We start from the raw sequence: 12,247 nt of genomic DNA, 5'->3' as shown, positions 1-12,247 counted from the left end.
AAAATCAGTCGAGCACTTTCAGCGCGAGATCCGTGATATCGGCCATGTCATCGTGCCGGCGGCCGGTCTTGCCGATCACGCGCATGCCGAGCAGGACGCACAGCAAGGTGCGCGCCGCCTGCTGGGCGCCGAGATACGGATTGACCGAGCCATCCGCCTGCCCCTGCCGGATCAGCTCGATCAGCAACACCTCGTTGCGGCGCAGGGCCTGTGCGACCAGCTCGGCGAGATCCGCGTCGAAGGTCACCAGCTCGACGGCGCTGCCGACGACCAGGCAGCCGCGGCGGCCTTCGAGGTCATGGGCGGACTCGACATAGAAGTCGAGCACGGCGCGCAGGCGTTCGCGGCCGGTGGCCAGCCCCGTGAGGCGGGCGCGCAGGCCGGCATTGCGTAGCGAGGTGTAGCGCTCGAGCGCCGCCACGAAGATGGCGCGCTTGTCCTTGAAGGCCTTGTAGAGGCTGCCGGCGGTCAGCTCCATGGCCTTGCCGAGATCGGCGATCGAGGCGGCGTGATAGCCGCGCTCGCGAAAGGCGAGGATGGCCTTGTCGAGCGCGGCGTCGAGATCGAATTCTCGGGGGCGGCCGGCCAGGCGCGGGGAATCGGCGAGGGGCATGGACATGCGGCGAGATTAGGAAATGATCGTTTCCTAATCAAGTCGCTTCATGAAAAGAGTGGACAGGATGTCCGCGGTCCCAGCCTTATCGTTTCTCGCGCGAGCCTGCCAGCGTCGCGCCGGAAACGATAAGGCTGGGACCACGGACGTCCCGTCCGCCTCTTCCCGTGTCAGCCCGTCACGGCGCCTTCGCTGGCCGGCCGGGCCAGGGCCGCGAACTTGGCGAGCACGCCGCGGGTATAGCGGGGAGCCGGCTGGCGCCAGGCGGCACGGCGCCGGGCGAGCTCGGCCTCGTCCACCTCCAGCTGCAGGCTCTGGCGGCGGGCGTCGATGGTGATGGTGTCGCCTTCCTGGACCAGGGCGATGGTGCCGCCCTCATAGGCCTCCGGCGTGACGTGGCCGACCACCATGCCCCAGGTGCCGCCGGAAAAGCGTCCGTCGGTGATCAGGCCGACGCTGTCGCCGAGGCCGCGGCCGATGATGGCGGAGGTCGGCGCCAGCATCTCGGGCATGCCCGGCCCACCCTTGGGGCCGAGATAGCGCAGCACCAAGACGTCGCCGGGCTTGATCGTGTCCGATAGAATCGCGTCCATGGCCGACTTCTCATCATCGAAAACGCGGGCCGGGCCGCTGATATAGGGGCTCTTCAGCCCGGTGATCTTGGCGACGGCGCCACCCTCGGCGAGATTGCCCTTGAGGATGGCCAGGTGCCCTTCGCGGTAGATCGCCTTGTCGATCGGGCGGATGACGTCCTGGTCGGCGCGCGGCTCGTCCGGCACCCCGGCCAGTTCCTCGGCCAAAGTGCGTCCGGTGATGGTGAGGCAGTCGCCGTGGAGGAGGCCGGCATTGAGCAGGAGCTTGAGCACCTGCGGCACGCCGCCGGCCTTGTGCAGGTCCACGGCCATGTATTTGCCCGAGGGCTTGAGGTCGCAGAACACCGGCACCTTGCGGCGCATGCGTTCGAAATCGTCCAGCGTCCATTCGACCTCGGCGGCATGGGCGATGGCGAGGTAATGCAGGACCGCATTGGTCGAGCCGCCGGTCGCCATGATCAGCGCCACGGCGTTCTCGATCGCCTTGCGGGTGACGATGTCACGCGGCTTGATGCCTTTCCTGACCGCTTCCACCAGTACGCGGCCGGCCTCGGCGGCGCTGTCGATGATCTCCCGGTCGGGATTGGCCATGTTGGCCGAGTTGAGCAGGGCCATGCCGAGCGCCTCGAAGGAGGAGCTCATGGTGTTGGCGGTGTACATGCCGCCGCACGAACCGGTGGTGGGGCAGGCATTGCGCTCGATGCCCTCGAAATCCTCTTGGCTCATCGTGCCGGCCATGAAGGAGCCGACGGCCTCGAAGGCGGAGACGATGGACAGGTCCTGGCCCTTCCAGCGACCGGGCTTGATGGTGCCGCCATAGACGTAGATGGCCGGCGCATTGGCGCGCAGGATGCCGATCATGCCGCCCGGCATGTTCTTGTCGCAGCCGCCGAGCACCAGCACACCGTCCATCCACTGGCCTTGCACCGACGTCTCGACGCAGTCGGCGATGACCTCGCGCGAAACCAGCGAATATTTCATGCCCTCGGTGCCCATCGACATGCCGTCCGAGATGGTCGGCGTGCCGAAGAGCTGCGGGTTGCCGCCGGCCGCCTTGATGGCGGCCGCGGCGGCATCGGCCAAAGGCTGCAGGCCGGCATTGCAGGGCGTGATAGTGGAATGGCCGTTGGCGATGCCGATCATCGGCTTGTCGAAATCGGCCTTTTCATAGCCGAGGGCGTAATACATGGCCCGGTTGGGCGAGCGGGCGACGCCCTCAGTGATGTGCCGGGAGCGCTCGTTGATCGGCATGGGATCCTCCATTGGCGGGCAAGCCGCATTCAAAATCCCGCCCATGCTAGAGCTGTTCCAATCGTTGGTAAAATATATGTTTCTGGCTATATTAGGTCGTAAAATATATTAATGATCGAACACACCTCGCCTTGGAAGAAAGCCATGGATCTGCGGCAGCTGCGCTATTTCCTCACCGTGGCCGAGGAGCTGCATTTCGGCCGTGCCGCCGAGCGGCTGGCGATGACGCAGCCGCCGCTCAGCCAGGCCATCCAGGCCCTGGAGGCCGAGCTCGGCGTCAAGCTGTTCGCCCGGACCAAGCGCCATGTCGCGCTCACGCCGGTCGGGCGCGAATGGCAGGCGCATGCAAGGCGGGTGCTGGAGGATGCCAACGCCTTGCCGGAGATTGCCCGCCGTCTGTCGCGCGGGGAGGCGGGCCTGTTGCGGCTCGCCTTCGTCTCGACCGCCGACTATAGCCTGCTGCCTGCCACGGTCAGCGCTTTCCGGGAGCGATATCCGGCCGTGCAACTGGCCCTCATGGAAATGACCAGCGACCTCCAGGTCGAGGCGCTGCTGGAGGGGACGATCGATGTCGGCATGGTGATTGCCTCTTCGCGCACGAGCCTGCCTGCGGCGCTCGACTACCAGCCGCTGTTGCGCGAACCGCTGGTCGCGGCCGTGCCCGAGGCCTGGATCGAGCGGAGGCGTGCCGGTTTCACGGGACAGGCACTGCCGATCGACGCGCTGGTGGCGGCGCCCCTGATCCTGTTTCCGCGGCGCAGCGCACCGGCTTTCCATGACCTCGTCTCCGGCTATTATGCAGCGCATGGCGTGCTCCTGCCGGTCAGGCAGGAGGCGATCCAGATGCAGACGATCATCAGCCTCGTCTCGGCCGGCATGGGGCTGGCGCTGGTGCCGCAGTCGCTGCAGCGCCTGCAGCGCCAGGGCGTGTGCTATCTGGCCCTGCGCGATGCCGCGCCCGTGATCGAGACCGGGCTGGCCTGGCGTCACGGCGATCGCTCGCCGGCCCTGCGGCGGTTCCTGGATGTCGCGGAAAAGGAAGCCATCGGAAAGGAAGCTGTCTGAATGTCTGCCATTATCCGACGCCTCGGCCCTGCCGATTGCAGCGACTATCGGGCGATACGGCTCGATGCACTGGCTACCGCGCCGGAGGCTTTCGGCAGCACTCACGCAGCCGAGAGCGCCAGGCCGCTGGCCGCCTTCGCGGAGCGGCTGTCCCAGGCCGCGGTGTTCGGTGCCTATGTCGGCGACCAGATCGTCGGCATGGCGGGCTACCGGCGACAGGACGGCCTCAAGGACAGGCATAAGGGGCAGGTCTGGGGCGTCTATGTCGAACCAGGGTGGCGCGGGCACGGCATCGCCGGAGCGCTGATGCAGGCGGTGATCGAAGCCGCCCGCGGCGAGGTGGAACAACTTCTCCTCGCGGTCGTCCAAGGCAATGATGGCGCCCTGGCGCTCTATCGCCGGCTCGGCTTCGAGGTCTATGGCGTGGAGCCGCGGGCGCTCAAGGCCGGGAACACCTATCTCGACGAGGCGCTGATGGTGCTTTTTCTCGAGCGCTGAGGGCTGCGCGGGATGCCCTATCCGGCCGGGAATTTCCTGGCTATAACCGGGATGTGGGCACCGCCTCACCGATTTCAACACGGAAGCGTGGAACCGTTCCGGCACCGCCCGCGAAGGGGCTGCACGCTCCAAAGATCGAGGTTGAGCGATGAACGACATCGCCCCACGCGGCATCCGCTTCGGGCGGATCGCCGCCATGCTGCCTGTCAAGGACATCCGGCGCGCCCATGATTTCTATGTAGGCGTCCTCGGCTTCGCCAAGACTTTCGAAAACGGCAATCCTGTCGGCTTCATGATCCTCAAGCGCGACGATGCGGAGCTGCATCTCACGCTGCAGCCGGGCCACAAGGCGCCGCCCTTCAACGTCGCGCATCTGATGGTCGACGATGCCGATGCCCTCCATGCCCTGTGCGAGGCGGACGGGCGGCGGATCGTCAAGCGCCTGCAGGACAAGGATTACGGCCTGCGAGCCTTCGTCTTCGAGGATCCGGACGGCAACCGCATCGATGTCGGGCAGCGCCTGTAGCCAGGCCGCAGGAATCGGGTTGCCGGCCCGCGGCCGGCAACGCACTCTCGCGCCTTTCGAGGCAGGACGAGCTGGCATGCATGCGTGGAGCGAGGACGAGGACTGGGCCGAGGTGGGCTCGAGGCGCGAACAGGAGGTGCGCGAGGCGCTGATTCGCGCGGTGGAGGAAACCCCGCCCCAACTCAAGGGGCGCGACCTCCTCAAGGCTGATTGGATCGACACGCCCATCGGCGCCATGCTTGCAGTCGGCGATCGCCACGCTTTGCATCTCGTCGAGTTCTTCGATCGCAAGGCCCTGCCGGGCGAGTTGGCGCGCCTGCGCAAGGCGGCACGCTCGGCCATCGCCTTCGGGCGATCGGCGGCGATCGACGGCATCGAGGCCGAGCTGGCCGCCTATTTTGCCGGCCGCTCGCCAGTCTTCACCACGCCGCTCGCCATGCATGGCTCGGAGTTCACCAGGCAGGTCTGGCAGGGATTGAGGCGGATTCCAGCCGGCATCTGCCTGTCCTATGCCACCTTGGCCGGGAGGCTCGAGCGCCCATCCGCCTTCCGCGCCGTGGCCCGGGCCAATGGCGCCAATCCGTTCGCCATCGTCGTGCCCTGCCACCGCCTGGTCGGCTCCGACGGAGCGCTCACCGGCTATGGCGGCGGCATCTGGCGCAAGCGCTGGCTGATCGATCACGAAAAGCGCTGGAGCGGATCGCCCGAGCCAAGCGCTTGATCGATAACGATAAAGGCGCAGAGCTTTGTCGTGCCCAGGCCGGTTTTTACCGAAACAGACATCTGCTGTCCGTGGAAATCTGACGCTATGACGAGGTGCCGGAGGTCGCCTGACGGAAGCGGACGCTATGTCTTGAGCAGATCGGCCTTGTCTATGGACGTCAGCGCCTCGTGGAACCAGGAGCGGTACTCGGCGGAGGCATCGCCGATCTCCTCATCGAGGTCAATCTCAGTCACCGCGAAATCCTCGGGGATCGAAAAGCGCAGTTCCCGGCGGAGCAAACAGGCCACGACATAGTCGTAGCTGACGTTGTGATCTTCGTGGTGTTCGATGGCGTAGATGCCGAACCGGCCGGCAATCAAAGGGTCGAGGATCGTGTAGATGAACTCCAGCGACAGCGCGCTGAGGTCACGAACATCCGGCGGGCAAAAGTGCTGGATCGCATTGCGTGCTTGGCGCAGGCGCTCGTAGCACTCAGGATTGGGAATTCTTAGGCCGGTGGTCGCCCACAGGACCTGTGGCAGCTTCTCGAAGTCGTGCGTCCGCCCACGTGTCAACAACCGCTGAAGGTCAAGCTCGTCAGCGTTCTTGTCATCGAGGGTGATAAGGTCCTTGAAGATCAACAGCGGGTGCTCGGTGGCGATTATCGCTTTGAGGAACAGCTCTCCGGCGTGGGCGGTATTGAGCACTGACATCAACGGCCAGTGCTCACTTCCGGGGTCCATGAAGACAGCGTGATGGTTGGCCTGCGTGAGGGCCGCTCGCGCTAGGCCGAGGATACGACGAGGGATGCCGCGAAGCTCTTCGTTCATGAGCTGGGCTAGGCGTTCAGGCAGAGGACGATGAGCCGCGAAGACTGATCCCAGAGGGCCGTCAAGTGACTCGGCGAAGGCGCGAAGTCGGGCGAATGGACATAGCGGTTCATCGTGTCGATCGAGAACAGGCCGTCGGCGTTATCGAGCTTGCGGATCAGGCTCGCGTACTTCCCGTCGATCTTGTTCTTGGCCTCAAGATCGGCGCCGACCTTCTTGACCTTGCTCTTCAGCGGATCGTTCGGATGGACGGCGGTGAGGTTTGTGCGGGTGATATAGTTGTCGATCGCCAGCTCGAATAAGACTCGGAACAGCACCGAGATCGCGTTGGGGTGGTCGTCCAGGCGCAACTTGAACTGCAACTCGTCCCAAATCTGGTGATGACGCTGGACGTGGGCCTGCCAGACTACCGTATGGCTGACCTGAGGAATCAGGGTTGTGCGCTTGCTCGGCTTCGGAGCCGGCGGCGGTTGCGGGGCGAACGGAGGCGCGATGGGGCCGCCCAGACCAGGACTTGGCCCAGGATTGGGACCTGGGCCAAGATTGTGTTTCGGTGGGGGGCTAGGGCCGGCGCCCGGTCCAGCGACCGGAGGGGTTAGCGGCGGCAAGGGCAATACGCCCTCGGCCTCCAGACCATCGAGATAGGCGACCTTGCCTTCGTTATCCCAGAGATCGCCAAGGACCACCTTACGGGTTGCTAGATCCTCCGCCACACGCCGGAAGATCGGAAGAACCAAGTTTTCATTATGGGTGAGTTGAAGCTTGCCGCGCGCCACGCTGATTCCGACGCGATTTCGTAAGCCTTCGGAGGACAAGAGCCGATTGGCCGTTGACCACGGTATTTTCCTCGCCGGCAGCGCGCCCGCGGCTTGAAGCCGCTTTTCGATCTCGTCTGCGACGTTGACCCCGCCGCCCTTGCCCGTCCGCTCGACGAACGTCGCCGCCATCCGGTCTGTCCAGGGATTGCGCCCGACGCCGCCGCGCGTGCCCGTGTGCCGCCGCAGCAGAATGTCGTCGATCCGCTCGCGGTCAGGCTCGATCTGACATTCGAGTCTCGTGGGGAAGGTGCCGGTCCAACTTTCCTTCAGGCCTTTGAAAAAGGCTTGCAGTTCCACGCTCGGCGCGCGCTTCGGCTGGGCGATTAGCTTGAGGCAGGTGACGCGCCGGTTGCCGTCGAAGACGAGGTAGGCGTCGCCGTTCGGCCAAACCAATGGCGGCTCGTAAACCTCGCCGGTCTCCGCGAGGTCCTTCGCCAATGCGCGCATGGCCTTTTCGTGATTAGTGAACAACCAACCGATGGCCGCTGTTTCATTCTCAAGCTCGCCGTGGCGGTCGTTGGCGCTGTTCACGGTGAGCGCGTCGAGCGCCAGCTTCTTGTACGTCATTCTATTCCCCCGGCTGTTGACCATAGCAGTCACGGTCGAGCCGGCAAATCTGCAATGCTCGGCTTTGTTGTGTTTCGGCCGGAGTTCACCTCCAGCGGGGCTGACAGCATCCATGCTGGCGGTTCTTAGGTTCGAGCGGACTATTCACGGCTTCTAGCGGTGAGCGTCGTGCGCCTGGCGCGACGCCGGCCAAGCCAACTCGCTTTCTTCGGCGCCCTGGCGGGCGGGTTTTGGAGATGTTGGTACGGCGCAGGCTGCGGATGAATTTAGGTGCCAGCACCGGCTATGAACCCGTCATTCCGAACGGCAGCTAAGGGCCATGCTCGGCCGCGTATGCTGGGCGGCAAGGACCGGACGGAAGTGGCCCGTATAGTGGCTTCCGTTGCGCTTGAAGCTGCCGACGCCATCCGTGAGGTCATCGACCGCATCGTCGTCGCCCCCGGCGACAAGCGCGGCGGCTATACCGTCACTCTGCAAGGCGAGCTTGGCACCATACTGGACTGGATCGACCGCAGCGGAAAACCCGGCTACAAGCCAAGGCCCGAAACCGCTTCATCCCGATTGTCGGTTTCGGTAAATGCCCGGGCTTGACCCGGGCATCCAGCTCTTCGTCTCGTTCCCAATTGAAAGGGAAGGCTGGATTGCCGGGTCAAGCCCAGCAATGACAAGGGGCGCGCCATTCCATGAGGCGCTCCAAACACACATTGCGCCTTTGGCTTTGCAGGGCCTCGCTTGCTCTGTAAGAGGGGCGGGCTCTTTCCTCCAGAGCGTGATTTGGTGGAAAAGGCAGGAATCGCAAAGGCGCGCTTTGCTTCAGGAGACTTCCCCCATGGCCCTACTTCTGTGCATCACCCAGTGGGAAGTCGAGCCCTGGCTCGAGCGCCTGCGCCGCCTGGCGCCGCAGCGCGACATCCGGGCCTGGCCCGATGTCGGCAACCCCGCCGACATCACCTATGCGGCCGTCTGGAAGCAGCCTCCGGGCCTGCTGGCGAGCCTGCCCAATCTGAAGGGAATCATCTCGCTCGGTGCTGGCGTCGACCATGTCCTGTCCGATCCGACCTTGCCCGACGTGCCGCTCGGCCGGGTAGTGGACGACAATCTCACCACCCGCATGAGCGAATGGGTGGTGATGCATGCCCTCATCCATCTGCGCAACCAGGCCGACTACTATCTGCTGCAGCGCCAGAAGCTCTGGCGCGAGGTGATGCCCTCGCCGGCGGCCCACGAGTTGCGGGTGGGGGTGATGGGCCTCGGCGTGCTTGGCGTCGATGCCATCGGCAAGCTCAAGACCATGGGCTTCGATGTCGCCGGCTGGAGCCGGACGGCCAAGCAGATCGAGGGCGTGAAGACCTATGCCGGCGACGAGCTCGATGCCTTTCTTGGCCGCACGGATCTCCTGGTCAGCCTGCTGCCGCTGACGCCGGAGACCAGGGGCATCCTCAACCGGGCCCTGTTCGAGAAGCTTGCCCATGATGGCGTGCTCGGCGCCCCCATCCTGATGAATGCCGGCCGCGGCGGCCTTCAGGTGGAGGCCGACATCATCTCCGCGCTCGACGAAGGCGTGCTGCGGGCCGCGACGCTCGATGTCTTCGAGACCGAGCCGCTTCCGGTGGATAACCCGCTCTGGGAGCACCCGCGCGTGACGATTACGCCCCACAATTCGGCGATCTCGGACGAAGACGCGGTCGGGCGTTTCGTACTGCGCCAGGTCGAGCGCCACGAGCGTGGACTGCCCTTCGATGCGCCTGTGGACGCCGCCCGGCACTATTGATGCGAAAATGACCCGTTATTTCCCATAGTATTTTGATTTTGTTCGGGAAATTGAAGCCTTGGGACGTTTCGCGCGGATCGCTCCTTCGGCCTTCGGATGGCGGCGTGAAAATAATGTAACGTTGACGCCGCCGCCATACGGTCTTACCTAATGAGGGGGTGATCGCAGGGTGTGTCGTCAGTCATGGCTTGGGTTTGGCGGAGGCGATTTGGCCTCATCGACGCAAGCCATGACTGACGACACACGCTAAGGGTCACCACCCGGATGCAGGCCCCTTGGCCTGCCGTCTCAAGAAGCGGAGCGAAGCATGACGCTGCGTGTCTCAGGACAAAATCTCGACATTGGCGAAGCCTTGCGGACCCACGTTCAAGCGCGGGTCGCCGATAGCCTGTCGAAATATTTTGACCAATCCTACACCGGCCAGGTCACCGTGAAGAAGGAGGGCACAGGTTTTCGGACCGATTGCCGCATTCACCTTCCCACCGGGCTCACCCTTCAGACCGAATCGATCGCGCATGATCCCCATGCCAGCGTCGATCTGGCGACGGAACGCCTGACCAAGCGGCTCAAACGCTACAAGCACCGTATCAAGGATTATCATGCCGGCCCGGACAACGCGACCGCGGCCGAGTCCACCGACTACGTCATTACGGCGCCGAGCGATGAGGAAAGCGCCGCCGAGGAGTTCACGCCGGTGATCGTGGCGGAGAACACCACCAAGATGAAGCGCCTGTCGGTGAGCGAGGCCGTCGTCGACCTCGATTTGACCGGCGCGGCGGCCCTCGTCTTCCGTCACGCTGGACATGGCCGCGTGAACGTGGTTTACCGCCGCCCCGACGGCCATATTGGCTGGATCGACCTGCCGCAGACAACGGCAGAGTCGACCTGACAGGCCCACCCGATCAAGCGCCCGCCTCCGAAGAATAGTTCTGAAGGGGCGGGCGCCAAGCTATTGAGCCGGCCCTTTCGCATGGGCTCCCGGCTCGAACCCCCACGAGGAATGCGATGCCTTTGAGTGATCTGCTGCCGCAGGATGCTGTGCTTCCGGCGCTGAGAGTAAACTCGAAAAAGCAGGCTCTGCAGGAAATCGCCGAACGTGCCGCTGCATTGACCGGCCTGGGCGAGCGAGAAATCTTCGATACGCTGCTCCAGAGGGAGCGCCTGGGATCGACCGGCGTCGGCAGCGGCATTGCCATCCCGCATGGCAAGCTGGCCAAGTTCAACCGGATCTTCGGCCTGTTCGCCCGCCTGGAGCGCCCGATCGACTTCGAGGCCCTGGACGGCCAGCCCGTCGACGTCATCTTCCTGCTGCTGGCGCCCGAAAGCGCCGGTGCCGATCACCTGCGCGCCTTGTCGCGCATTGCCCGCATGCTGCGCGATCCCGCCATCGTGCAGAAGCTGCGGGCCACCAGCGACGCGGCCGGCCTCTATTCGATCCTGTGCGAGGAACCGGCATCGCACGCGGCTTGAGGGCGCTGTTCTGCCGGCGGGACTGAGGCACGCGTAATTGGTCAGCCCAGGTCGTTGATGTCGCGCTGCCCCTCACCGTACCTCTCCCCGTAAGAACGGGGCGAGGAGGCGCAAGTGTTGTGATTGATCCTCAGACCTTTCATCTCGCCCAACGGTCGAGCGAGATTGTGCGTTCTCAGAATCAAACGCTCGGTCAAAGTCCCCTCGCCCCGTTCTTACGGGGAGAGGTACGGTGAGGGGCAGCGCGACCGTAGGAGTTGTCAGGGGGAGGATATCCCCTGTCGCCCGCGCCCCGGCTCAGAAATCCCCGAGCCCCAAGACATCGGCCATGGAATAATAGCCCGGCTTGCGGCCGAAGCCCCAGAGTACGGCCTTGAGGGCGCCCCTGGCGAACATGGTGCGGCTTTCGGCCTTGTGCGAGAATTCGAGGCGCTCGTTCTCGCCGGCGAAGATCACGCTGTGCTCGCCCACCACGGTGCCGCCCCGCAGCGTCGCAAAGCCGATATGGCCCTTTTCGCGGGCGCCAGGATGGCCGTCGCGTACCCGGTCGGCATTGGCGTCGAGATCGATGCCGCGGCCGTCGGCGGCCGCCTGGCCCAGCATCAGGGCGGTGCCGGAGGGGGCATCGACCTTGCGGTTGTGATGCATTTCCAGGACTTCGATGTCGAAATCGGCATCCAGGCTCTTGGCGACGCGCTTGACCACGGCTGCGAGCAGGTTGACGCCCAGGCTCATATTGCCGGACTGCACGATCACGGCATGGCGGGCGGCGGCCCTGAGGCGGGCGAAGTCCTCCTTGGACAGGCCGGTGGTGCCGATCACATGGACGATACGCATCTGCGCCGCGAGGGCGGCCAGTTCGACGGTGGCGGCCGGGGCCGTGAAGTCGATGATGCCCTCGGCCGAGGTCAGCAGGCTGAGCGGATCATCGGTTACGATGACGCCGTTGGCGTCGAGCCCGGCAAGCCGGCCCGCATCCTGGCCGATGGCGGGCGATCCCGTTCGCTCGATGGCGCCGGCGAGCACGACGCCCGGCGTCTCCGCGATCATGCGGATCAGGGTCTGCCCCATGCGCCCGGAGGCGCCTGCTACGACGAGCCGCATATCGGCCATGGTGAAACTCCTTGCTTGCCGGGCGCGCGGACGTTCCATCCATGGGCGCTGGGATAGGTGAAGAGCGCGACGTCAGCCACCCCTTCGCCCCGTTCTTACGGGGAGAAGGTAAGGATGAGGGGCGGCGCGACCGGATCGTCCGGACGCTTTGCGCAGCCCCTCACCTTTACCCTCTCCCCGCTTCGCAGGGCGAGGGAGGCCCGACCGTTGCGCTTCTTCGTCGGGTCTACCATCTCGCCCGACCGTTGTCCTAGAGCGTTTTTCAGAAAAATCGATAGATCCTTCGATGAAGAAAGCGCGCCAAAACAAGGGGTTAGAGAAAAGGTGCGATTAGAGCATCGCGCCGAAAAGTGGGTAGCGGTTTTCGGCAAAAAAGATGCGGCAACAAGGAATTACAGCATCGAGCCTGATTCAGAAATCAGGTTCGAT

General features: G+C 64.6%; 14 protein-coding genes. 9 read left to right on the top strand and 5 right to left on the bottom strand.

Annotated elements, in window-relative coordinates:
- Nucleotides 1-4: 4 nt before the first annotated feature.
- Nucleotides 5-619 (bottom strand): TetR/AcrR family transcriptional regulator, encoded by a 615-nt coding sequence (locus tag BA190_RS18735; RefSeq protein ID WP_068290686.1) that lies wholly within the window; start codon nucleotides 617-619, stop codon nucleotides 5-7.
- 164 nt (nucleotides 620-783) lie between these two features.
- Nucleotides 784-2,457: a dihydroxy-acid dehydratase gene (ilvD, locus tag BA190_RS18730; protein WP_068290798.1), complete on the bottom strand. Its 1,674-nt coding sequence runs from the start codon at nucleotides 2,455-2,457 to the stop codon at nucleotides 784-786.
- A gap of 144 nt (nucleotides 2,458-2,601) precedes the next feature.
- Between ilvD and BA190_RS18725 the strand changes: the two genes are divergently transcribed.
- From BA190_RS18725 to BA190_RS18710, 4 genes are all read left to right on the top strand, one after another.
- Nucleotides 2,602-3,522 (top strand): LysR family transcriptional regulator, encoded by a 921-nt coding sequence (locus BA190_RS18725; protein WP_068290684.1) that lies wholly within the window; start codon nucleotides 2,602-2,604, stop codon nucleotides 3,520-3,522.
- Nucleotides 3,523-4,020: a GNAT family N-acetyltransferase gene (locus tag BA190_RS18720; RefSeq protein ID WP_068290681.1), complete on the top strand. Its 498-nt coding sequence runs from the start codon at nucleotides 3,523-3,525 to the stop codon at nucleotides 4,018-4,020.
- 148 nt (nucleotides 4,021-4,168) lie between these two features.
- Nucleotides 4,169-4,546 (top strand): glyoxalase superfamily protein, encoded by a 378-nt coding sequence (locus tag BA190_RS18715; RefSeq protein ID WP_068290679.1) that lies wholly within the window; start codon nucleotides 4,169-4,171, stop codon nucleotides 4,544-4,546.
- A gap of 76 nt (nucleotides 4,547-4,622) precedes the next feature.
- A complete protein-coding gene (locus BA190_RS18710) occupies nucleotides 4,623-5,267 on the top strand; it encodes a methylated-DNA--[protein]-cysteine S-methyltransferase (protein WP_068290675.1) in 645 nt (214 codons plus the stop codon).
- Between the two features lie 125 nt (nucleotides 5,268-5,392).
- On the opposite strand, the gene BA190_RS18705 is transcribed toward BA190_RS18710, so the two are convergent.
- Both BA190_RS18705 and BA190_RS36505 read right to left on the bottom strand, forming a co-directional pair.
- Complete coding sequence (locus tag BA190_RS18705) at nucleotides 5,393-6,079, bottom strand: hypothetical protein (RefSeq protein ID WP_068290673.1); 687 nt, start codon at nucleotides 6,077-6,079, stop codon at nucleotides 5,393-5,395.
- Between the two features lie 8 nt (nucleotides 6,080-6,087).
- Nucleotides 6,088-7,464, bottom strand: coding sequence for a hypothetical protein (locus BA190_RS36505; RefSeq protein WP_068290671.1), 1,377 nt, complete (start codon nucleotides 7,462-7,464; stop codon nucleotides 6,088-6,090).
- Between the two features lie 333 nt (nucleotides 7,465-7,797).
- Here BA190_RS36505 and BA190_RS18695 point away from each other — a divergent pair, with 333 nt between their 5' ends.
- The 4 genes from BA190_RS18695 (at nucleotide 7,798) to ptsN (ending at nucleotide 10,705) form a co-directional block, all read left to right on the top strand.
- Nucleotides 7,798-8,055, top strand: coding sequence for a hypothetical protein (locus BA190_RS18695; protein WP_068290669.1), 258 nt, complete (start codon nucleotides 7,798-7,800; stop codon nucleotides 8,053-8,055).
- 238 nt (nucleotides 8,056-8,293) lie between these two features.
- On the top strand, nucleotides 8,294-9,235 hold the full coding sequence (locus BA190_RS18690; protein ID WP_068290667.1) for a glyoxylate/hydroxypyruvate reductase A: 942 nt from the start codon (nucleotides 8,294-8,296) through the stop codon (nucleotides 9,233-9,235).
- A 307-nt stretch (nucleotides 9,236-9,542) separates the two neighbouring features.
- Nucleotides 9,543-10,124: a ribosome hibernation-promoting factor, HPF/YfiA family gene (gene hpf, locus BA190_RS18685; protein WP_068290666.1), complete on the top strand. Its 582-nt coding sequence runs from the start codon at nucleotides 9,543-9,545 to the stop codon at nucleotides 10,122-10,124.
- 116 nt (nucleotides 10,125-10,240) lie between these two features.
- Nucleotides 10,241-10,705: a PTS IIA-like nitrogen regulatory protein PtsN gene (gene ptsN / locus BA190_RS18680; protein ID WP_068290664.1), complete on the top strand. Its 465-nt coding sequence runs from the start codon at nucleotides 10,241-10,243 to the stop codon at nucleotides 10,703-10,705.
- Nucleotides 10,706-11,002: 297 nt separating this feature from the next.
- Here ptsN and dapB read toward each other — a convergent pair whose 3' ends face one another.
- Nucleotides 11,003-11,818 (bottom strand): 4-hydroxy-tetrahydrodipicolinate reductase, encoded by an 816-nt coding sequence (dapB, locus tag BA190_RS18675; RefSeq protein ID WP_202908490.1) that lies wholly within the window; start codon nucleotides 11,816-11,818, stop codon nucleotides 11,003-11,005.
- A gap of 207 nt (nucleotides 11,819-12,025) precedes the next feature.
- Here dapB and BA190_RS36685 point away from each other — a divergent pair.
- Nucleotides 12,026-12,247: hypothetical protein (locus tag BA190_RS36685; RefSeq protein ID WP_210185278.1), on the top strand; the 222-nt coding region annotated here is incomplete at its 3' end.

Origin of the sequence: Labrys sp. WJW, assembly GCF_001676615.1 — a bacterium.
Lineage (GTDB): Bacteria > Pseudomonadota > Alphaproteobacteria > Rhizobiales > Labraceae > Labrys > Labrys sedimenti.
The sequence above is the reverse complement of the archived record's forward strand: the minus strand, read 5'-3'. Positions and strand labels throughout refer to the sequence as shown.